Raw genomic sequence first — 20,822 nt, forward strand, 5'->3', positions numbered from 1 at the left:
CAGACCTTAATCTTCGTCGAACCCTGCGTTAAACAGGGCAATCACCGCCGCCAGCGCTTCCTCTTCCTGAGGGCCGGTGGCTTCTACTTCAATCTGGCGCCCTTTGGCGGAATCCAGCATCAGCAGCGCGATCACGCTGTTCGCTTCCGCTTCGGTGCCTTCGTCATTCCGCAGCAGAACCTCTGCATCGAAACCCTGCATCAGCTCAAACAACTTCATCGCCGGGCGTGCATGCATACCCAGCTTGTTGGTGATCTCAACGGTTTGTTTTACGGTCATGTTTTACGTTTTTCCAGCGTGCGATGACGGGACTGAACGTTCTTACCGCGCGAGCGGAAATAGTCGGCCAGCTGTTCGGCGATGTAAACCGAACGATGTTTACCGCCGGTACAACCAATCGCCACCGTCAGGTAGCTACGATTGTTTGTCTCCAGCATAGGTAACCATAGCTCAAGGTAGCTTCGCGTCTGGTAGATAAAATTGTGTACTTCTGTGTGCCGGTCGAGGAACGCCGCCACCGGCTTATCCAGACCGGTCATTGGACGCAGTTTTGGATCCCAGTGCGGGTTCGGCAGGAAGCGCACGTCGAAAACGTAATCCGCATCAATCGGAATACCGTGCTTAAAGCCGAAGGATTCGAACACCATCGTCAGTTCGCGCTCGCGTTTACCCAACAGCCGGGTACGCAGCATTTCCGCCAGCTCGTGAACGGACATCTCAGAGGTGTCGACAATCAGGTCGGCACGAGAACGCAGCGGCTCCAGCAGGTCGCTCTCTTCATCGATAGCGCTCTCCAGAGAGAGGTTCTTGCTGGATAGCGGGTGCAAACGACGGGTATCGCTGTAGCGGCGGATCAGCGTATTGCGGTCTGCATCGAGGAACAGCAGCTGAGGCGAGAACGCGTCAGGCAGGTTGCTCATGGCCTGTTCGAAGATCTCTGGCGATTCAGGCATGTTACGAACGTCGATACTGACGGCGGCAGAGGTTTGTCTCTCCGCCAGCGTGCGGGCCAGATCGGGTAACAACACGACCGGCAGGTTATCGACGCAGTAAAAACCCATGTCTTCCAGGGCGCGCAGAGCAACGGATTTCCCCGACCCTGAACGGCCACTGACAATCATCAGCACCATGTTCCGTTTCTCCTCAGGACAACAGATGTGAAGGCCATCTCCTGGTTATGCATCATCCTGATTGCCTTCTGCTTCAGTGATAATTTGATAGAGCTCTTCATCACTTTGGGCCGAGCGCAGTCGACGGCAAATGGTTTTATCGGCCAGACGTTTTGCGACCAGCGACAGCGTATGCAGATGGGTTTTCGTCTGGTCGGCAGGTACCAGCAGCGCGAAGAGGAGATCGACGGGCTGGTTATCAATGGCATCGAAGGCGATGGGTGTTTCAAGCTGCACAAACACACCAACGGCACGCAGGGTATCCTCTTCCAGTTTGCCGTGCGGGATCGCGATGCCGTTGCCGATACCGGTACTGCCCATTTTTTCACGGGTCAGAATCGCTTCGAACACCACCTGCGGCGGCAGGCCCAGCTGTTTGGCAGCCAGTTCACTGATGATCTCCAGCGCACGTTTTTTGCTCTGGCAGTGAACCGCACTGCGGGTACATTCCTGGTTAAGGACATTGCTCAGTTGAAGAGCGGAATCGTTGTTCATCATAATTTCACCTAAGCGCTAACTGTACAAATGGCCTGTTGTGTTTCACAACAGGCCGTCCTGCACCCGTTAACTGCCCGGACAATTAGTGTTGTTTCAGTTTATCTTTATGTTTATTGAGCTGTCGTGCAAGCTTATCAATCAAGCCGTCGATAGCAGCGTACATGTCTTGCCCTTCCGCACTGGCATGCAGTTCACCCCCGTTAACATGCAGGGTGGCATCCGAGATATGAGTCACTTTCTCCACTTTCAACACAATATAGACCTGATTGATCCTTTCGAAATACTGCTCGAGTTTTGCAAACTTCGCGTTCACGAAGTCGCGTAAAGCCTCAGTAATTTCGACGTTTTGTCCAGTGATGTTGAGCTGCATAGTGTCTTCCTTATCGGTTGTGTCAGACCAGCTGTTTACGCTGGTTCGACGGCGGAATGGATAAAGACTCTCGATACTTCGCAACAGTACGACGTGCCACCATAATACCCTGATCGGACAGCATGGTGGTTAACTTACTGTCGCTTAGTGGCTTCGCGGGGTTTTCCGCGGCGATCAACTTCTTCACCAGGGCACGAATGGCCGTTGACGACGCTTCGCCGCCGCCCTCGGTATTCACATGGCTGGAGAAGAAATACTTAAGCTCAAATATACCGCGTGGACTGTGCAGATACTTCTGCGTGGTGACACGGGAAATGGTTGATTCATGCATCTCGACGGCCTGGGCGATATCCGCCAGTACCATCGGTTTCATATACTCTTCGCCCTGCTCAAAGAACGCCTGCTGCTGTTCGACAATACAGCGGCTGACGCGCAGCAGCGTATCATTTCGGCTCTCCAGACTTTTGATCAGCCATCGCGCTTCCTGAAGATTGCTACGAATATATTGATTGTCGGAGTCGTTACGCGCGCTGGTGCACATGGAGGCATACTGCTGGTTGATTTGCAGGCGAGGGATGCTGTCTGAGTTCAGTTCAACGACCCAGCGGTCATTGTGTTTTCTGACCAGCACATCCGGGATCACGTACTCGGGCTCGCTGGTTTGGATCGACTGTCCCGGGCGGGGATCGAGTGACTGGATCAGATTCACCGCTTCTTTCAGCACCTCTTCCTTCAGGCGCGTGACGCGCATCAGGCTGCGGAAATCGTGGTTGGCCAACAGATCCAGATGATCGCTGATGATTAAGCGCGCCTCGTCGAGCCATGGCGTCTCTTTGCTGAACTGAGAAAGCTGGATCAGCAGGCAGTCGCGCAGATCTTTTGCGGCCACGCCTACCGGATCGAAACGCTGGATGCGCTTCAGAACGGCTTCGATCTCCTCAAGTTCAATCTCTTCGTCGCCCATGCTTTCCAGGATATCGTCCAGCGTGACGGTCAAATAGCCGGTGTCGTCAACGGCATCGACAATTGAGGTAGCAATCGCGCGGTCGGTATCGGAGAAGGGGGTAAGTTCCACCTGCCACATCAGGTAATCCTGCAGCGACTGGGTGGTTTCTCCCTGATAGACCGGTAGCTCATCATCCTGGTAGTCTGCACGCGTACCGGAAGGGGTTCCGGCGGTGTAGATTTCATCCCAGCTGGCATCCAGCGGTAGCTCGTCGGGCATCTCTTTTTGTTCGAGTGCATCCGCGGTGTCGAGCGCTTCTGTATCCTGTGACTGCTGAGTATCTACCTCGTCATGAAGATCGGTTTGTTCCAGCAGGGGGTTGCTGTCCAGCGCCTGCTGGAGCTCCTGCTGAAGTTCTAACGTGGACAGTTGCAACAGGCGAATTGCCTGCTGTAGCTGCGGCGTCATTGCCAGTTGTTGGCTGAGCCTTAATTGCAAACCTTGCTTCATGTTCAGAGCGTTTTTCTCCGGTTCGGCGTTACGTTACCTCTACCCTATCAGAGTCTGAAGTCTTCCCCAAGATAGACGCGCTTAACATGATCGTCTTCGAGGATCTGCTGCGGCGTACCGTGGGCGATCAGATTGCCCTGGCTGACAATATACGCGCGTTCACACACGGCCAGCGTTTCACGGACGTTGTGGTCGGTGATCAGTACGCCAAGCCCGCTGTCACGCAGGTGTTCAATGATGCGTTTAATGTCGATAACCGAGATCGGGTCAACGCCGGCAAACGGTTCATCCAGAAGGATAAATTTCGGGTTTGCGGCCAGCGCACGTGCAATCTCAACACGACGGCGTTCACCCCCGGAGAGTGCCTGACCGAGGCTGTCGCGCAGATGCTCAATGTGGAACTCTTCCATCAACTCGTTGGCACGATCCTGACGCTGTTCGCTGGTCAGATCGTTACGAATTTCCAGGACCGCCATCAGGTTATCGTAAACGCTAAGACGACGGAAAATGGAGGCTTCCTGCGGCAGGTAGCCGATCCCGCGACGCGCGCGCGCGTGCAGCGGCAGAAGGCTGATGTCTTCATCGTCAATGATAATGTTGCCGGCATCGCGTGGCACAATGCCAACGACCATGTAGAAAGTGGTGGTTTTACCCGCACCGTTAGGGCCAAGCAGCCCCACGATTTCGCCGGAGTTGACGGTCAGACTGACATCTTCTACGACACGGCGGCCCTTGTAGGCCTTCGCGAGATTTTTTGCAGTTAATGTTGCCATAACGAATTAGTTACTCTTCTTCTGTGCCGGGGCCTGGCCTTTGCCTTTGTCCTGCAGCTGCGACGGAACCAGGACAGTCGTGACGCGTTTGCCTTTCTCGCTGGAGGCCTGCATTTTTTGCTCTTTCACCAGATAGGTGATCTGGTCGCCGGTAATGTTGCTGTCCAGCTGTTCCAGATACGCGTTTCCGGTCAGGATGACCAGGTCCTTCGCCAGCTCATAGTGCATATGCGAGGCGCGGCCTTTCACCGGCTTGCCGTTATCCTGCATCTGGTAGAAGGTGGCCGGGTTGCCGTAACCATCAATGATCTCTTTGCCCTGCTCGCCACCCGGACGGGTCACGACCACTTTGTCGGCGTTAATTTTGATGGTGCCCTGAGTCATGACGACGTTACCCGTGAAGGTGACGACGTTGCCCTGCATATCGAGAGACTGGGTATCAGACTCGATATGGATCGGTTGGTCGGTATCGCCCGTTACAGCAAGCGCGGGGAGACTGGTCGCCAGCATCGCGCTGGCGATAATTACTTTAAGGCTGAGTTTGTTTGTTTTGAATTTCATAGGAGGTTCTAACCTTTTCAATCAGCTCGGCGTTCTTGCTGCGTAAGTTCCCGCGCATTCTCAAACCGCTGGAATTAAATGTTGTGCCATACAGTGTGACCAGATCCTGCGAGGTCACGTCCTGGGTTACCAGGTTAATTTGGGCATTATCCGTCGTAATTTTTCGCAGTTGCGAGTCAGCGGTCAGGGCGTTGACTTCAACGTGGCCATACAGATAAAGCATACGGTCATTTGTCAGTTTTGCCCGATCTGACTTAATTGACCACGTCGGCACTTTGTCCTTATCAAATGTGGTCATGACAGGTTGGGTAAACCACGAAATACCGTCATCTGAAAAATATTCAACATGCTGGGCAATCAGGCGATAGTTCAGCGCGCCTTCCGGGCTGTAGACCACGGTGTCGCTGTGATCGCTTTTATAGGTTGGATCGTTATTGTTGACCACTTCCGTTTGCATATCGTCGCGATCGGCAAGGTTCACGCCAATCAATACCAGTGCGACAAGCGAAAGCAAAATGATAATCCAGCGTCTGGTTTTACTCATATCGATTGCCCTTTGGCCTCATCAAGCTTGCCCTGCGCCAGCAAAAGCAGATCGCAGACTTCACGTACGGCACCACGGCCCCCGTTGATGTGGGTAACGTAGTCAGCGCGCGGGATCAGCAGCGGATGCGCATCGGCAACGGCGATGCTCAGCCCGACTTCAGCCATCACGGGCCAGTCAATCAGATCGTCCCCGACGTAGGCTACGTTTTCCGGCGCGATAGCCAGTTTACCCAGTAAATCCTTAAACGCCGCCATCTTATCGGATTGACCCTGATACAGATGGGTAATTCCTAAGGTTTCACAGCGGTCTTCTACCAGTTTAGCTTTTCGCCCGGTGATGATAGCCACCTCAATACCCGAGGTGAGCGCGCAGCGGATACCGTAGCCGTCGCGAACGTTAAACGCTTTCAGCTCTTCACCATTATTGCCCATGTAAATCAGGCCATCGGAAAGTACGCCATCCACGTCCAGGATGAGCAGACGAATGTTTTCCGCCTTTGCCATCATCTGGGTACTGACCGGTCCATAACAGGTTGCAAGGGATGCACCCGCATTACTCATTGTTTTATCCTTCATTACACTACGCCTGCGCGCAGCAGATCATGCATATGTACCACACCCAGCAACTGGTCGCCATCGGCAACCATCACTGAGGTAATGTGGCGGGACTGCATCAGGTTCAGCACATCCACGGCCAGCGTACCCGGACGGACGCGGATACCGCCCGGCGTCATCACATCGGCAATGCCGAGCGTGCGGACATCTACACCCATGTCGAACACGCGGCGCAGGTCGCCATCGGTGAAGATCCCCTGAATTTTCATCAGATCGTCGCACACGACCGTCATACCCAAATTCTTACGGGTGATTTCCAGCAGCGCATCACGCAGGGAGGCTTCTTTACTGACGTGAGGGATCTCATCCCCGGTGTGCATAATATCGTTTACCCGAAGCAGAAGCTTGCGCCCCAGCGCGCCGCCCGGGTGGGAAAGCGCGAAATCTTCCGGCGTAAAACCGCGGGCTTCGAGCAGCGCGACGGCAAGCGCATCACCCATTACCAGCGCGGCGGTGGTGCTGGACGTCGGCGCCAGGCCGAGCGGACAGGCCTCCTTGGGCACTTTCACGCACAGGTGAATATCGGCCGCCCGCGCCATGCTGCTTTCCGGACGGCTGGTCATGCAAATAAGCGGCACCTGCAGTCGCTTCAGTACCGGGATCAGCGCCAGAATTTCATTGGACTCCCCGGAGTTGGACAGCGCGATGACGATATCCTGCGGCGTGACCATACCCAGGTCACCGTGCGCGGCTTCCCCCGGATGTACAAAGAAGGAAGAGGTTCCGGTGCTGGCAAACGTTGCCGCCATTTTGCGTCCAATGTGGCCGGACTTACCCATCCCCATCACCACGACTTTGCCGGCACAGTAGAACATCTTTTCACATGCCAGACTAAAATCCTGATTAATGTACCGATCTAACTGCGCCAGACCTTCACGTTCAATCTCCAGAACCTCTTTGCCTGCTTTCTGAAAGTCAAAACCCGGCTGCAATTCTATTTGCGACATAATGCGTTTCCGTTTACCCAGAGAGAAGAGGCGAGAGCCAGTACAGCATCGCCATCCATACGATAAATCCACCCGTCAGCAGCGCGCCTGCGCCTTTGCCGATCTGTCGTTGCCGCCGCCAGCAGAGCAGGGCAAATATCACGCTGACCAATAACATCACGCCGTAGTCGCGTGAGAACGCCAGGGGATTAAAGGGCCCTGGCGTTATCAGGGCCGGCAGGCCCATCACAATGGCGATATTAAATATGTTGGAACCGATGATATTACCAATGGCAATGTCATCCTCACCTTTACGTGCCCCCGCAATGGCCGTGGCCAGCTCCGGCAGGCTGGTGCCGATGGCAATCACCGTCAGGCCAATGGTCAGTTCACTGATGGCGAAATAGTTCGCCAGCACGGTCGCGTTATCCACGACCATGCGCGTTGCCATCGGCATGATGATCAGCGCAACGCCAAGCCAGAGCAGGGCAACAGGCAGCGTGCCTTCTCGCGGCAGTTCGGCGACCTGCTCCCGCGTGAGGCTATCCTGACCCTGCTTCTCAGCCTGGCGGGCGATTTTAACACTATACAGCAGCCAGATGACGGCCAGCGCCAGCAGGAAAATGCCGTCGCTGTAGCTCAGCACACCATCGTAAAATACGCAGCCTGCCAGCAGGCTTACGATTAACATTAGCGGCAATTCACGGCGCAGAACATCAGAATGCACGCGAAATGGATGGAGCAGTGCGGCCAGGCCCAAAATCAAGAGTATATTGACGATGTTGGAGCCAATCGCGGTACCTACTGCCAGGTCTAACTGACCATGCAGCGATGCCGAGACAGAGACGATGATTTCAGGAAGTGACGTTCCAACACTCACCACGGTCATCCCGATGACGACAGGCGGTACGCCCGTCAGGCGACACAGGATAGATGCAGCAAACACTAAACGGTCAGCACTGTAGACCACCAAAAGTAAACCAATTATTAACAGTGCTGTTGCTAAAAGCATCAAAAGTCCTTTCTTCAGGTATACTCGTCGGTCCATCGCACGGGAATGGCTGGACTGCATACAGTCTGAGGCGTAACGAATTCCTAATTTTGACTTTATGCGCCGGAAAAGTAAAACAAATGCCAGCTTTCGCTAACCTCAACGGCTATTATTCTGTAAAAATGCGGAGTTGAGGGCTGATTCAGGCGTCATGCCTTAACGTGAGCAGGGTAATAAAGGAACCATAAATGAGCCAAACGATGGCGAATTTAGTCGATGTTCGCGGCGTGAGTTTTTCTCGCGCCAACAGATTGATATTTGATGATATTTCGTTGACCGTACCGCGTGGCAAAATCACTGCCATCATGGGGCCGTCCGGGATCGGTAAAACGACCCTGCTGCGCCTTATTGGTGGGCAGATCCCACCTGATAGCGGTGAAATCCTCTTTGATGGCGAAAACATCCCGGAGATGTCACGCTCGCGTCTGTATACTGTCCGCAAACGCATGAGCATGCTCTTTCAGTCGGGAGCCTTGTTCACCGACATGAATGTCTTTGATAACGTGGCCTATCCGCTGCGTGAGCATACCAGCCTGCCGCCTGAACTGCTGAAAAGCACGGTGATGATGAAGCTCGAAGCCGTCGGTTTGCGGGGCGCCGCAAAGCTGATGCCTTCGGAGCTGTCCGGCGGGATGGCGCGCCGCGCCGCGCTGGCACGCGCCATTGCATTAGAACCTGATTTAATCATGTTCGACGAACCGTTTGTTGGACAGGATCCCATCACGATGGGCGTGCTGGTGAAGCTCATCTCTGAACTGAACAGCGCGCTTGGCGTCACCTGCATTGTGGTATCTCACGATGTACCGGAAGTATTGAGCATTGCCGATTACGCCTATATTGTGGCGGACAAAAAGATCGTCGCACACGGTAGCGCTCAGGCGCTGCAGGAAAATTGCGATCCGCGTGTGCGGCAGTTCCTTGACGGTATTGCCGATGGCCCTGTGCCGTTCCGCTACCCGGCGGGCGACTATCGTGACGATTTACTGGGAATAGGGAGTTAAGCCACTCATGCTGTTAAATGCGTTGGCCGCTCTCGGACACCGTGGCATAAAAACCATCAGGACGTTCGGGCGTGCCGGATTGATGTTATTCAACGCGCTGGTCGGCAAGCCGGAATTCCGTAAGCACGCACCGCTGCTGGTGCGGCAGCTTTATAATGTCGGCGTGCTGTCGATGCTCATTATCATTGTCTCCGGTCTGTTTATCGGTATGGTGCTTGGGCTGCAGGGCTATCTGGTTCTGACAACCTACAGTGCGGAAACCAGCCTCGGGATGCTGGTGGCGCTCTCGCTGCTGCGCGAGCTGGGGCCGGTTGTGGCGGCGCTGTTGTTCGCCGGGCGCGCGGGGTCGGCATTAACGGCTGAAATTGGCCTGATGCGTGCGACCGAGCAGCTCTCCAGCATGGAGATGATGGCGGTCGATCCGCTGCGTCGCGTGATCTCGCCGCGTTTCTGGGCTGGGGTGATCTCTTTACCGTTACTGACTATTCTGTTTGTCGCCGTGGGTATCTGGGGCGGTTCGCTGGTTGGCGTGCACTGGAAAGGCATTGATGCCGGTTTCTTCTGGTCCGCGATGCAGGACGCCATCGACCTGCGAATGGATCTGGTTAATTGCCTGATTAAAAGCGTGGTATTTGCCATTACGGTCACCTGGATTGCATTGTTCAATGGTTACGATGCCATCCCGACGTCGGCGGGCATTAGCCGCGCAACTACACGTACAGTCGTACATTCGTCGCTGGCCGTACTGGGTCTGGATTTTGTGCTCACCGCACTGATGTTTGGGAATTGAGTTCATGCAAACGAGAAAAAATGAAATTTGGGTCGGTGTATTCCTGCTGCTGGCGCTGCTGGCCGCGCTGTTTATCTGCCTGAGAGCGGCGGATATCACGTCTGTACGCACCGAGCCGACGTACCGCATCTATGCCACCTTCGATAACATCGGTGGGCTGAAGGCGCGTTCACCGGTCCGCATCGGCGGCGTGGTGATCGGACGCGTATCTGACATTACGCTGGATGAGAAAACCTATCTGCCCCGCGTCGCGATGGATATCGAAGAGCGTTACAACCATATCCCGGACACCAGTTCCCTTTCTATCCGTACTTCCGGCCTGCTGGGCGAACAATATCTGGCGCTTAACGTAGGCTTTGAAGATCCCGAGCTGGGAACGACTATCCTTAAAGACGGTAGCGTCATTCAGGATACGAAATCCGCGATGGTTCTGGAGGATATGATTGGTCAGTTCCTTTACAACAGTAAAGGGGATGAGAAAAAATCCGACGCTGCCCCTGCGCAGAGCGAAGATCATACCGACGTCGCACCGACGCCAGGTGCTGCGAATTAATATCAGGAGAAGTCATTCATGTTTAAACGACTGTTAATGGTTGCCATGCTGGTCATCGCCCCTCTTACCGCCGCCCACGCTGCGGATCAGAGTAACCCGTACAAACTGATGGACGAAGCGGCGAAGAAGACCTTCGACCGTCTTAAAAACGAACAGCCTAAAATTCGTGCTAATCCTGATTATCTGCGTGACGTCGTTGACCAGGAGCTTCTGCCGTACGTGCAGATTAAATATGCGGGTGCGCTGGTGCTGGGACGTTATTACAAAGACGCGACCCCTGCGCAGCGTGATGCCTACTTTGCCGCGTTCCGTGAATACCTGAAACAGGCTTATGGCCAGGCGCTGGCGATGTACCACGGCCAGACCTATCAGATTGCGCCTGAGCAGCCGCTGGGCGATGCGACCATCGTCCCTATCCGTGTGACGATCATCGATCCTAACGGTCGTCCGCCGGTTCGTCTGGATTTCCAGTGGCGTAAAAACAGCCAGACCGGTCACTGGCAGGCGTATGACATGATTGCCGAAGGGGTAAGCATGATCACCACCAAACAGAACGAATGGAGCGACCTGCTGCGCACCAAAGGCATTGATGGCCTGACCGCTCAGCTGCAGTCTATCTCTCGCCAGAAAATTACCCTGGACGAGAAGAAGTAATGTCACAGCAACTCAGCTGGTCGCGTGAAGGCGAGACATTAAAGCTGTCCGGTGAACTGGATCAGGATCTGCTGAACCCACTGTGGGACAAACGTCACGAAGCGATGCAGGGCGTGACGCTTATCGACTTAACCGACGTCAAGCGGGTGGATACGGCAGGTGTTGCGCTGCTTGCCCATCTGATTGCCGTGGGGAAAAAGCAGGGGACAAGCGTCACGCTTCACGGCGCGAGCGATAATGTCGTGACCCTTGCGCAGCTCTACAATCTCCCTCAGGACGTACTGCCTCGTTAATATTTTCAGTGCGTTACTTCCGAAAGCCCTGACTGTTTCATCGTCGGGGCTTTTTGCTTGTTTAAGACAACGCCACTTTGCTCTAAGATGTTGGGCTTGTTTTCACTATCAGATGATTAAGAGCCCATGGAAAATCATGAAATCCAGACAGTGCTGATGAATGCACTCTCCCTTCAGGAAGCCCACGTCACTGGCGATGGCAGTCACTTCCAGGTTATTGCTGTGGGTGAGATGTTCGACGGTATGAGCCGCGTGAAGAAACAGCAGGCTGTGTACGCGCCGCTGATGGAATATATTGCGGATAACCGCATCCACGCCCTGTCGATTAAAGCGTTCACCCCGCAAGAGTGGGCACGCGATCGCAAACTAAACGGTTTTTGAGCTGAGGGCGACAGGCCCGCAGCACGGTTGAATTTATAAGAGAGCACACAATGGATAAATTTCGTGTACAGGGGCCAACGCGTCTCCAGGGCGAAGTCACAATTTCTGGCGCTAAAAACGCCGCGCTGCCAATCCTCTTTGCTGCGCTGCTGGCTGAAGAGCCGGTAGAAATTCAGAACGTACCGAAGCTGAAAGATATCGACACCACCATGAAGCTGCTCACCCAGCTGGGCACGAAAGTCGAGCGTAACGGTTCCGTCTGGATTGACGCCAGCAAGGTGAACAACTTCTCAGCCCCTTACGATCTGGTGAAAACCATGCGTGCATCCATCTGGGCGCTTGGCCCGCTGGTGGCGCGTTTTGGTCAGGGTCAGGTCTCTCTGCCGGGCGGTTGCGCCATCGGTGCGCGTCCGGTTGACCTGCACATCTTTGGTCTGGAGAAGCTGGGCGCCGAGATCAAGCTGGAAGAAGGTTACGTTAAAGCGTCCGTTAATGGTCGTCTGAAAGGCGCGCACATCGTCATGGACAAAGTGAGCGTGGGCGCAACGGTCACCATTATGTCTGCGGCGACGCTGGCAGAAGGTACCACCATCATCGAAAATGCCGCGCGCGAACCGGAGATTGTGGATACCGCCAACTTCCTCGTGGCGCTGGGGGCAAAGATTTCCGGTCAGGGTACCGATCGTATCACCATCGAGGGCGTTGAGCGTCTGGGCGGCGGTGTCTATCGCGTTCTGCCGGACCGTATCGAAACCGGCACCTTCCTGGTCGCTGCGGCGATTTCTGGCGGTAAGATTGTTTGTCGCAACGCGCAGCCAGATACCCTGGATGCGGTGCTGGCGAAACTGCGCGATGCGGGTGCGGATATCGAAATCGGTGAAGACTGGATCAGCCTCGATATGCACGGCCAGCGTCCAAAAGCGGTCAATGTGCGTACGGCACCGCATCCGGCGTTCCCTACGGACATGCAGGCGCAGTTCACCCTGTTGAACCTGGTTGCCGAAGGCACTGGCTTCATCACAGAAACCATTTTCGAGAACCGCTTTATGCACGTACCGGAGCTGATCCGTATGGGCGCGCATGCTGAGATCGAAAGTAATACCGTGATTTGCCACGGCGTTGAGAAACTGTCAGGTGCTCAGGTGATGGCAACCGATCTGCGTGCGTCTGCAAGCCTGGTGCTGGCGGGTTGTATCGCGGAAGGTACAACGATCGTGGATCGTATCTATCACATCGATCGTGGTTATGAACGTATCGAAGATAAACTGCGCGCGCTGGGTGCCAATATCGAGCGTGTGAAGGGCGAGTAATCGTTCCGGCAGCCCCCTGCCAGCAATGACCGGGGGGTTGCTGTTCCTGTCAAAAATGCGTTATTCCTGCGGTTCTCTTTTTAACTTTCTCTGGCGAATCATGCGCGATCTGTCGATAAATTCATGGGTAATAGGATCGTGGTAGCGCGAAGGCCAAATTACCCACGGATGCGTATCCAGCGCCGTCGCGATAATTAATTCTCCCTTGGGCCAGGGGCGGGTGAGGGCGTTTGCCAGAGTGGAAGAACTCAGTCCATGGCGGCGGGACTCTGCTGCCAGTGAAGTGCCTCTTTTGCGCAGCGCGGCAATAATATCAGCCGTGTGCCAGTCGATAAATTTCGTATCCATAACGCCGTCCTTAAGTTCGGATTCACCTACGCCGTTTCTTCTGAAACGACGCGGTTACTATACCCATTTCAACTTCTTGTTCTAAAAAGTTCGCGTTACTTGAAGGGATATTCAGAATAAGACACGGCTTTATTCATGCGGTCTCTAAACCGATGAATTTACATGAACACGGAATTTACAGGTGTGTACTGGAATCTCCCCGCTATCGCTGCGGGGAGAAACAAGAGGATTAACGGTCGCGCTGAACGGCGATGTGGGCAAGACCAATCAGTGCCTCGCGCCACGGGCTGTCTGGAATGACCTGAAGCGCTTCGATGGCTTTGTCGGCTTCTTCTTCCGCGCGCTGACGCGTCCATTCCAGCGATCCGCAGATAGCCATAGTTTCCAGTACAGGTTCCAGAAGATGGCGGCCATTTCCCTGCTCAATCGCTTCACGGATCATTTTCGCCTGGTCGGCTGTTCCGTTGCGCATAGCATGAAGCAGCGGCAGGGTGGGTTTACCTTCGTTCAGGTCATCGCCCACGTTTTTACCGAGCGTCTCGCCGTCCGCACTGTAGTCCAGCAAATCATCAATCAGCTGGAAGGCCGTACCCAGATAGCGGCCATAGTCCTGCAGGCCTTTTTCCTGGGCTTCAGTACAGTCGGCCAGAATGCCGGAACACTGGGCAGCCGCTTCAAACAGGCGCGCCGTTTTGCTGTAGATGACGCGCATGTAGTTTTCTTCGGTGATATCAGGGTCGTTGACGTTCATCAGCTGCAGCACTTCGCCTTCAGCAATGACGTTTACGGCTTCGGACATCACTTCCAGCACTTTCAGGGAGCCCAGGCTGGTCATCATCTGGAAGGCGCGGGTATAGATAAAATCCCCCACCAGGACGCTGGCTGCGTTTCCGAAAGCGGCGTTTGCCGTGGCTTTGCCACGACGCATATCCGATTCATCCACAACATCGTCATGCAGAAGCGTCGCCGTGTGAATAAATTCGATGAGCGCTGCGATAGTGATGTGAGCATTTCCCTGATAGCCAACGGCTCTGGCAGCCAGAATGGCAATCATCGGACGAATGCGTTTACCGCCGCCGCTGACGATGTAATAGCCCAACTGATTGATCAGCTGAACGTCAGAGTTGAGTTGCTCCAGGATTGCTGCATTCACACCCGCCATATCTTGCGCGGTTAACTCGTTGATTTTTTCTAAATTCATCGCAAAAGCCGGGCTTTTTATCCTGTTGATCCCATCTTCAATGGGGTAACGAAGGGTTTCGGTTTATCAATAGTAGTGCTGATTGTACTGAAAAAACGGCACAGATAAACGTTACCGTACGTGTTGTGTTTTTTTTCTTCATGTATTGACGGTAGCACTTGTCAAAGGCTCGCGTTTTGCGTAATATTCGCGCCCTATTGTGAATATTTATAGCGCACTCTGATTCATACGAGGACGTGCGCGGAAGCGGAGTTTATATGTACGCGGTTTTCCAAAGTGGTGGTAAACAACACCGAGTAAGCGAAGGTCAGACCGTTCGCCTGGAAAAGCTGGACATCGCAACTGGCGAATCTGTTGAGTTCGCAGAAGTTCTGATGATCGCAAACGGTGAAGAAGTCAAAATCGGCGTTCCTTTCGTTGATGGCGGCGTTATCAAAGCTGAAGTTGTTGCACACGGTCGTGGCGAGAAAGTTAAAATCGTTAAGTTTCGTCGTCGTAAGCACTACCGTAAGCAGCAGGGCCACCGTCAGTGGTTCACTGATGTGAAAATTACTGGCATCAGCGCCTAAGACCTGAGGAGAGATTTAAATGGCACATAAAAAGGCTGGCGGCTCCACACGTAACGGTCGCGATTCAGAAGCTAAACGCCTTGGCGTTAAGCGTTTCGGTGGCGAATCCGTTCTGGCGGGTAGCATCATCGTTCGTCAACGTGGTACCAAATTCCACGCTGGCAACAACGTAGGTTGCGGTCGTGACCACACTCTGTTTGCTAAAGCAGACGGTAAAGTGAAATTTGAAGTTAAAGGCCCGAACAACCGTAAATACATCAGCATCGTTGCTGAGTAAGGTTTTCTCGGTCCGGTAACGGATTAAAGCCCCGCAACCTGTTGCGGGGCTTTTTACATTGGAAACCCGGTAATTTTTTCTGTAGGGAAAACGGGCATGAAGCAGCAGGCCGGCATTGGTATTCTTTTGGCGCTCACTACCGCAATGTGCTGGGGTGCGCTGCCAATTGCAATGAAGCAGGTACTAGAAGTGATGGAGCCGCCTACGGTGGTCTTTTATCGCTTTCTGATGGCAAGCATCGGCCTCGGGGCCATTCTGGCTGTCAAAGGTAAGCTTCCACCCTTGCGGCTCTTCCGCAAACCGCGCTGGCTGGTATTACTGGCTATCGCGACGGGCGGTCTGTTCGGTAACTTCATCCTGTTCAGCTCTTCCCTGCAATATCTCAGCCCCACGGCGTCGCAGGTGATAGGTCAGCTTTCACCGGTGGGCATGATGGTCGCCAGCGTCTTTATCCTCAAGGAAAAGATGCGCGGTACGCAGATTATCGGGGCGAGCATGCTGCTGTGCGGTCTGGTGATGTTCTTCAACACCAGTCTGATTGAGATTTTCACCCGCCTGACGGATTACACATGGGGTGTAATTTTCGGCGTGGGGGCGGCAACGGTCTGGGTGAGCTATGGCGTCGCGCAAAAGGTGTTATTGCGTCGTCTTGCCTCACAGCAGATCCTCTTTTTATTGTACACTTTGTGTACAATAGCATTGCTGCCATTAGCAAAGCCGGGTGTGATTTCCCAGCTTAGCGACTGGCAACTGGCGTGCCTCATTTTTTGTGGGCTGAACACGCTGGTCGGTTATGGCGCGCTGGCCGAAGCGATGGCGCGCTGGCAGGCGGCACAGGTGAGCGCGTTAATTACGCTTACTCCGCTGTTTACGCTGTTATTTTCAGATTTGTTATCAATGGCCTGGCCCGATGTCTTCGTCAGACCGATGCTCAACCTGTTGGGTTATCTCGGTGCGTTTGTCGTGGTTGCGGGCGCGATGTATTCCGCCATTGGTCATCGTCTTTGGGGACGTTGGCGCAAAAATGAAGCGGTTGTAGTAGTCCCCCGCTCAGGCGAATGAGTTACGGAGAGTAAAATGAAGTTTGTTGATGAAGCGACGATCCTGGTCGTGGCTGGTGATGGCGGCAATGGTTGCGTGAGCTTCCGCCGTGAAAAGTATATCCCACGTGGCGGTCCTGACGGCGGCGACGGTGGGGATGGTGGTGACGTGTGGCTGGAGGCGGATGAGAACCTCAACACGCTGATCGACTACCGTTTCGAAAAATCCTTCCGCGCTGAACGTGGCCAGAACGGCCAGAGTCGTGACTGTACCGGGAAACGCGGTAAAGACGTCACCATTAAGGTTCCGGTCGGTACGCGTGTGATTGACCAGGGGACCGGTGAAACCATGGGTGACATGACCAAACACGGTCAGCGCCTGATGGTGGCGAAAGGCGGCTGGCACGGTCTGGGTAACAGCCGTTTCAAATCCTCCGTTAACCGTACTCCGCGTCAGAAAACGATGGGTACGCCGGGCGATAAGCGCGATCTGCAGCTGGAGCTGATGCTTCTGGCAGACGTGGGCATGCTGGGTATGCCAAACGCCGGTAAATCGACGTTCATTCGCGCCGTTTCTGCGGCGAAACCAAAAGTGGCGGACTATCCGTTTACCACGCTGGTACCAAGCCTGGGCGTTGTCCGTATGGATAACGAGAAGAGCTTTGTGGTTGCCGATATTCCGGGTCTGATTGAAGGCGCTGCGGAAGGCGCGGGTCTGGGTATTCGCTTCCTGAAACACCTTGAGCGTTGCCGCGTGCTGCTGCACCTTATCGATATCGATCCTATCGACGGTTCCGATCCGGTAGAAAACGCCCGCATCATCATCGGTGAGCTGGAAAAATACAGCGAAAAACTGGCGAATAAACCACGCTGGCTGGTCTTCAACAAGATCGACCTGATGGACAAAGCCGAAGCGGAAGCGAAAGCTAAAGCGATTGCTGAAGCGATGGGCTGGGAAGATAAATACTACCTGATCTCTGCGGCAAGCCAGGTTGGCGTGAAAGATCTGTGCTGGGATGTGATGACCTTCATCATTGAGAACCCAGTTGTTCAGGCAGAAGAAGCGAAACAGCCTGAAAAAGTCGAATTCATGTGGGATGACTACCACCGCCAGCAGCTCGAAGAGCTGGAAGCGGAAGAGGATGATGAAGACTGGGACGATGACTGGGATGAAGACGATGAAGAAGGCGTCGAGTTCATCTACAAGCACTAATATCTGTCGAGAGCCCCCATTATGGGGGCTTTTTTTATTCCAGCGTTGCGGGTAGCCAGCAGCTGGCGATCAAACCACCTTCAGCGCCATTCTCAAGCGTCAGCCTGCCGTGGTGGAGCTGCACGATGCGCTGCACGATACTCAGCCCCAGACCGCTGCCACCGTAGCGCTGGTCAAGACGGCGGAATGGCTCGGTAATTGACTGTCGGTGCGCGTCATCAATACCGGGCCCCTGATCGATCACGCCGATCTGCGTCCCCCCGTCGACCCCGGTTAATGTCACTGTAATCGTTGTCCCTGCCGGGCTGTAGCGCCCGGCATTCTCCAGCAGGTTGCGCAGCATCAGACGCAGGAGCACGGCGTCTCCCTGAACCGTGAGCGCGCTTTTAGCGGGCCAAATCACCGTATGCTCTTTGGCTTCATGGCCCAGGCCGAGAGGTTCAATGATATTTTCCGTCCAGCTCACGGTTTCGTAGTGTCCGCTGGCCATTGCCTGTCCGGCACGGGCCAGCATCAGCAGTTGCTCAACGGTATGCATGAGCTGATCGATACGGCTAATTAACGTCGCGGCCTGTGGTGCGCCTGACTGCGCCATAAGCTCCAGATGGAGCCGGATACCAGCAAGGGGCGTTCGAAGCTCGTGCGCGGCGTCAGCGGTGAAGAGACGCTCCTGCTGAATGGTATTGTCCAGCCGGGCGAGCAGCTGGTTCAGGGAGGTTGTCACCGCGCCGATTTCTTCCATGTCGGAATACATAGGAAGCGGAGTTAAGTTATCTGCCGAACGGTTAGCCAGGCTGTCACGCAGTTTATTCAGCGGTCGGGTTATCCAGGTGACTGCCCAGAAAGAGAAAAACAGCGTAAAGCCTACCATCACCAGAGAAGGGACGAGAAGGGAAGCAATCGCTTCGCGGATCTCTTTTTCGACATGGTTATTACGGGCTTTTGCCGACAGCGTTTCATTCACCAGAAAACCGATCTGCTCGCGGCTTTCATGCCACAGCCAGATGACGCTTATCAGCTGGAAAAATAAGAGAATGACCGCCAGCAGCACCATTAAACGCCGACGCATGCTGTTCATTTCTGGCTCTCAAGGCGATAGCCAACGCCACGGACGGTTTTGATTCTGTCCTTGCCGAGCTTGCGACGCAGGTTATGGATGTGAACTTCCAGGGTATTTGACCCAGGATCGTCCTGCCAGGAGTAGATATCCTGCTGGAGCGTCTCTCTGTGCACCGTTTGTCCGCTGCGCATGATCAGACGCGTAAGCAGGGCGAACTCTTTTGGCGTCACCTCTACCGCCTGGTCCCGGCGCAGTACCTGCTGGGTTTGCAGATTCAGCGTAATATCGCCGTCGGTCAGTAAGTTATCACTATGGCCCTGATAGCGGCGAATCAACGCCCGCACACGCGCCTGCAGCTCCGCAAGCGCAAAAGGCTTCACCAGGTAATCATCTGCGCCTGCATCGAGGCCGGTGATGCGATCTTCAATGGCATCGCGTGCCGTCAGGATCAACACCGGGTTGGCGATACCGCGGCGTCGCCACTGGCTGAGCAGCGTGGCGCCGTCTTTATCAGGCAAGCCCAAATCGAGGATCACCAGACTGTATTCGCCGCTCTGGATCAGGGCGTCCGCCTCCGCTGCGGTGCCAGCGCAGTCGAGGGCATACCCTTCATTAGCCAGCCCCAGCGCCAGCCCTTCCTGCAATAACAGATCGTCTTCAACTATGAGTAGTTTCATCGCTAGTTATTCTGGTAGATGTCCTTATAAAGCCTGCTTTCGAAGCGAACAAGCGGAATACGACGATTGCGCTGGTCGGTCGGTTCGACGGCATAGCCGGAAAGATACTGCACGAATGCCATGCGTTGTCCGCTGGCGGTAGTGATGAAGCCTGCAAGGTTGTAAACCCCCTGCAGTGAGCCAGTTTTAGCGGATACTTTGCCATCCACGCCGGCAGCGTGAAGCCCGGCACGGTACTGCAGCGAACCGTCATGCCCGGCCAGCGGCAGCATTGAAATAAAGTTTAGCTCAGTGTCATGCTGTGCAATGTACTGAAGCACCTGCATCATCGTGGCCGGAGAGATCAAATTATGACGCGATAATCCTGAGCCATCGACGGCGATGGTATTACCCAGCTCGATCCCGGCCTGCTGGCGCAGGATCTGACGAACGGCGTCTGAACCCGCGCGCCAGGTTCCCGGCACGCCGAAACGCGCGTGGCCAATCATGCGGAACACGGTATCGGCAATCATGTTGTCCGACTTTTTCAGCATGATTCGCAGTAAATCGTGCAGCGGAGGAGACTGTTTGCTGGCGATGACCGTGCCGGGCTGATTGACCTGCGTCTGGCGAAGCAGCGTGCCGCTGTATGTAATGCCCGCTTGTTTCAGTTCATCTTTCAGAATGGCACCCGCATAGCTTGCACCATCCTGTATCGCAAAGGCCAGCGGCAGCGGATCGGCGCGCTGCGTCAGGCAGCCGGTAAGCGTGAAGCGGTTAAGGTCGCCCGGCACGACGTCCAGCTCACAATATTGCGCATCCGGGGAGCCTTTCGCCAGCGTGCGGACCTGGCTAAACATTGTGACCGGGTAGTAGGACGCTATGCGGATAAACGCTAAATCGTCTGGCTTTGGCGCGCTGTAAAGCGAAACCGAGAAGCAGTTACGGTCAACGATTGCGGCGGCGGGCGGGGCGCTAAAACATTGGGTCATGTCGTTCCACGGCCAGCCTGGGGCTTTATCGTGGCTGGCAAAGATGGACGTGTCGATCAGTACATTGCCATCAATTTTCTGCACGCCAGATTTTTTCAGTACCGCAACCATATTGCGGATATCCTGGCGCTTAAAGGTCGGATCGCCGCCAAAACGGGCGATAAGATCGCCTTTCAGTGCGCCACCCTCGACGTTACCTTTGGTCTCGAGTGTGGTCGTAAAACGGAAGTCAGGCCCGAGCTGGAGCAGGGCGGCGAGGGCAGTGATCACCTTTTGGGTACTGGCAGGCAGCGCCATCTGTTGACTGTGATAGTCAATCTCGGGAGCCTGTGCGCCAACCTTCTGCACCATCAGGGCAAGGTTCGCGCCTGCGGGGAGCTGATTAATGTACTCATCAACATTCGCGGCCTGGGCGGTGAACGTTATACTGGTAGTCAATCCGATGATAAATCTGGAAAATCGCATAATCTCGCGCTAACAACCCGAAAACAAACCGTCATACTACGGTGCATGGCACTG

Annotated in this window: 27 protein-coding genes; 11 read left to right on the forward strand and 16 right to left on the reverse strand. The window is 54.6% G+C overall.

The genetic code is table 11. The features are described from left to right. Positions 1 to 6: 6 nt before the first annotated feature. The 11 genes from npr to SPH27_RS15050 all read right to left on the reverse strand — a co-directional run bounded on the left by npr (position 7) and on the right by SPH27_RS15050 (position 7,926). Positions 7 to 279, reverse strand: a complete 273-nt coding sequence (gene npr, locus SPH27_RS15000; RefSeq protein WP_003861872.1) for a PTS phosphocarrier protein NPr — start codon at positions 277 to 279, stop codon at positions 7 to 9. Next, positions 276 to 1,130 carry an RNase adapter RapZ gene (gene rapZ / locus SPH27_RS15005; protein WP_014885397.1) on the reverse strand — a complete coding sequence of 285 codons (855 nt, stop codon included), beginning with the start codon at positions 1,128 to 1,130 and terminating at the stop codon, positions 276 to 278. The genes npr and rapZ overlap by 4 nt, the downstream gene beginning before the upstream one ends. Positions 1,131 to 1,175: 45 nt before the next feature. Continuing rightward, complete coding sequence (ptsN, locus tag SPH27_RS15010) at positions 1,176 to 1,667, reverse strand: PTS IIA-like nitrogen regulatory protein PtsN (RefSeq protein ID WP_008501443.1); 492 nt, start codon at positions 1,665 to 1,667, stop codon at positions 1,176 to 1,178. Between the two features lie 82 nt (positions 1,668 to 1,749). Beyond that, positions 1,750 to 2,037, reverse strand: coding sequence for a ribosome hibernation promoting factor (gene hpf, locus SPH27_RS15015; protein ID WP_008501444.1), 288 nt, complete (start codon positions 2,035 to 2,037; stop codon positions 1,750 to 1,752). 22 nt (positions 2,038 to 2,059) lie between these two features. Further along, positions 2,060 to 3,493, reverse strand: a complete 1,434-nt coding sequence (rpoN, locus tag SPH27_RS15020) for an RNA polymerase factor sigma-54 (protein ID WP_047060252.1) — start codon at positions 3,491 to 3,493, stop codon at positions 2,060 to 2,062. Positions 3,494 to 3,540: 47 nt separating this feature from the next. Next, a complete protein-coding gene (gene lptB, locus SPH27_RS15025) occupies positions 3,541 to 4,266 on the reverse strand; it encodes an LPS export ABC transporter ATP-binding protein (protein ID WP_033146751.1) in 726 nt (241 codons plus the stop codon). 6 nt (positions 4,267 to 4,272) lie between these two features. Continuing rightward, complete coding sequence (lptA, locus tag SPH27_RS15030; protein WP_033146750.1) at positions 4,273 to 4,827, reverse strand: lipopolysaccharide ABC transporter substrate-binding protein LptA; 555 nt, start codon at positions 4,825 to 4,827, stop codon at positions 4,273 to 4,275. Next, positions 4,796 to 5,371: an LPS export ABC transporter periplasmic protein LptC gene (gene lptC / locus SPH27_RS15035; protein ID WP_182071509.1), complete on the reverse strand. Its 576-nt coding sequence runs from the start codon at positions 5,369 to 5,371 to the stop codon at positions 4,796 to 4,798. Before lptC ends, lptA begins: the two co-directional genes overlap by 32 nt. After that, on the reverse strand, positions 5,368 to 5,934 hold the full coding sequence (kdsC, locus tag SPH27_RS15040) for a 3-deoxy-manno-octulosonate-8-phosphatase KdsC (protein WP_023309356.1): 567 nt from the start codon (positions 5,932 to 5,934) through the stop codon (positions 5,368 to 5,370). Before kdsC ends, lptC begins: the two co-directional genes overlap by 4 nt. A 14-nt stretch (positions 5,935 to 5,948) precedes the next feature. Next, entirely contained in the window at positions 5,949 to 6,935 is a 987-nt protein-coding gene (gene kdsD, locus SPH27_RS15045; protein ID WP_032659705.1) for an arabinose-5-phosphate isomerase KdsD, read from the reverse strand. Between the two features lie 13 nt (positions 6,936 to 6,948). Continuing rightward, a complete protein-coding gene (locus tag SPH27_RS15050; protein ID WP_039260412.1) occupies positions 6,949 to 7,926 on the reverse strand; it encodes a calcium/sodium antiporter in 978 nt (325 codons plus the stop codon). Positions 7,927 to 8,153: 227 nt separating this feature from the next. Between SPH27_RS15050 and mlaF the strand changes: the two genes are divergently transcribed. The 7 genes from mlaF to murA all read left to right on the forward strand — a co-directional run bounded on the left by mlaF (position 8,154) and on the right by murA (position 12,947). Beyond that, the gene (gene mlaF / locus SPH27_RS15055) at positions 8,154 to 8,966 is read left to right on the forward strand and encodes a phospholipid ABC transporter ATP-binding protein MlaF (RefSeq protein WP_024906354.1); all 813 of its coding nucleotides are present in this window, start codon (positions 8,154 to 8,156) and stop codon (positions 8,964 to 8,966) included. A gap of 7 nt (positions 8,967 to 8,973) precedes the next feature. Next, positions 8,974 to 9,756, forward strand: a complete 783-nt coding sequence (gene mlaE / locus SPH27_RS15060) for a lipid asymmetry maintenance ABC transporter permease subunit MlaE (RefSeq protein ID WP_010436044.1) — start codon at positions 8,974 to 8,976, stop codon at positions 9,754 to 9,756. A gap of 4 nt (positions 9,757 to 9,760) precedes the next feature. Continuing rightward, positions 9,761 to 10,309: an outer membrane lipid asymmetry maintenance protein MlaD gene (gene mlaD / locus SPH27_RS15065; protein ID WP_033147081.1), complete on the forward strand. Its 549-nt coding sequence runs from the start codon at positions 9,761 to 9,763 to the stop codon at positions 10,307 to 10,309. An 18-nt stretch (positions 10,310 to 10,327) separates the two neighbouring features. Next, on the forward strand, positions 10,328 to 10,963 hold the full coding sequence (mlaC, locus tag SPH27_RS15070; RefSeq protein WP_033146748.1) for a phospholipid-binding protein MlaC: 636 nt from the start codon (positions 10,328 to 10,330) through the stop codon (positions 10,961 to 10,963). Next, entirely contained in the window at positions 10,963 to 11,256 is a 294-nt protein-coding gene (gene mlaB / locus SPH27_RS15075; RefSeq protein WP_182071510.1) for a lipid asymmetry maintenance protein MlaB, read from the forward strand. The genes mlaC and mlaB overlap by 1 nt, the downstream gene beginning before the upstream one ends. Before the next feature lie 126 nt (positions 11,257 to 11,382). Beyond that, positions 11,383 to 11,637 carry a BolA family iron metabolism protein IbaG gene (gene ibaG, locus SPH27_RS15080; RefSeq protein WP_008501458.1) on the forward strand — a complete coding sequence of 85 codons (255 nt, stop codon included), beginning with the start codon at positions 11,383 to 11,385 and terminating at the stop codon, positions 11,635 to 11,637. Positions 11,638 to 11,687: 50 nt separating this feature from the next. Next, positions 11,688 to 12,947: a UDP-N-acetylglucosamine 1-carboxyvinyltransferase gene (gene murA / locus SPH27_RS15085; protein ID WP_023309349.1), complete on the forward strand. Its 1,260-nt coding sequence runs from the start codon at positions 11,688 to 11,690 to the stop codon at positions 12,945 to 12,947. A 60-nt stretch (positions 12,948 to 13,007) separates the two neighbouring features. Here the strand turns inward: murA and sfsB are convergent, their stop codons facing one another. Both sfsB and ispB read right to left on the reverse strand, forming a co-directional pair. Then, entirely contained in the window at positions 13,008 to 13,295 is a 288-nt protein-coding gene (gene sfsB / locus SPH27_RS15090; protein WP_087823146.1) for a DNA-binding transcriptional regulator SfsB, read from the reverse strand. 229 nt (positions 13,296 to 13,524) lie between these two features. Then, positions 13,525 to 14,496, reverse strand: a complete 972-nt coding sequence (gene ispB / locus SPH27_RS15095; protein WP_024906360.1) for an octaprenyl diphosphate synthase — start codon at positions 14,494 to 14,496, stop codon at positions 13,525 to 13,527. A gap of 257 nt (positions 14,497 to 14,753) precedes the next feature. Here ispB and rplU point away from each other — a divergent pair, with 257 nt between their 5' ends. From rplU to cgtA, 4 genes are all read left to right on the forward strand, one after another. Beyond that, positions 14,754 to 15,065 carry a 50S ribosomal protein L21 gene (gene rplU, locus SPH27_RS15100; RefSeq protein WP_003025032.1) on the forward strand — a complete coding sequence of 104 codons (312 nt, stop codon included), beginning with the start codon at positions 14,754 to 14,756 and terminating at the stop codon, positions 15,063 to 15,065. A 19-nt stretch (positions 15,066 to 15,084) separates the two neighbouring features. Further along, positions 15,085 to 15,342: a 50S ribosomal protein L27 gene (rpmA, locus tag SPH27_RS15105; protein ID WP_004385076.1), complete on the forward strand. Its 258-nt coding sequence runs from the start codon at positions 15,085 to 15,087 to the stop codon at positions 15,340 to 15,342. A gap of 96 nt (positions 15,343 to 15,438) precedes the next feature. Next, positions 15,439 to 16,404 (forward strand): DMT family transporter, encoded by a 966-nt coding sequence (locus SPH27_RS15110; protein WP_039260417.1) that lies wholly within the window; start codon positions 15,439 to 15,441, stop codon positions 16,402 to 16,404. A gap of 15 nt (positions 16,405 to 16,419) precedes the next feature. Then, positions 16,420 to 17,595, forward strand: a complete 1,176-nt coding sequence (cgtA, locus tag SPH27_RS15115) for an Obg family GTPase CgtA (RefSeq protein ID WP_039260419.1) — start codon at positions 16,420 to 16,422, stop codon at positions 17,593 to 17,595. A gap of 34 nt (positions 17,596 to 17,629) precedes the next feature. Here the strand turns inward: cgtA and pmrB are convergent, their stop codons facing one another. Genes pmrB through dacB form a run of 3 tightly spaced genes read right to left on the reverse strand, consistent with a single transcriptional unit; the run spans position 17,630 to position 20,768 of the window. Next, complete coding sequence (gene pmrB, locus SPH27_RS15120) at positions 17,630 to 18,673, reverse strand: two-component system sensor histidine kinase PmrB (protein WP_048981187.1); 1,044 nt, start codon at positions 18,671 to 18,673, stop codon at positions 17,630 to 17,632. Beyond that, positions 18,670 to 19,332, reverse strand: coding sequence for a two-component system response regulator PmrA (pmrA, locus tag SPH27_RS15125; protein ID WP_033146744.1), 663 nt, complete (start codon positions 19,330 to 19,332; stop codon positions 18,670 to 18,672). Before pmrA ends, pmrB begins: the two co-directional genes overlap by 4 nt. Before the next feature lie 2 nt (positions 19,333 to 19,334). Further along, positions 19,335 to 20,768 carry a serine-type D-Ala-D-Ala carboxypeptidase gene (dacB, locus tag SPH27_RS15130; RefSeq protein WP_133550434.1) on the reverse strand — a complete coding sequence of 478 codons (1,434 nt, stop codon included), beginning with the start codon at positions 20,766 to 20,768 and terminating at the stop codon, positions 19,335 to 19,337. Positions 20,769 to 20,822 lie beyond the last annotated feature (54 nt).

Source organism: Enterobacter sp. A103, from assembly GCF_034427535.1.
Taxonomy (GTDB): Bacteria; Pseudomonadota; Gammaproteobacteria; order Enterobacterales; family Enterobacteriaceae; genus Enterobacter; species Enterobacter asburiae_B.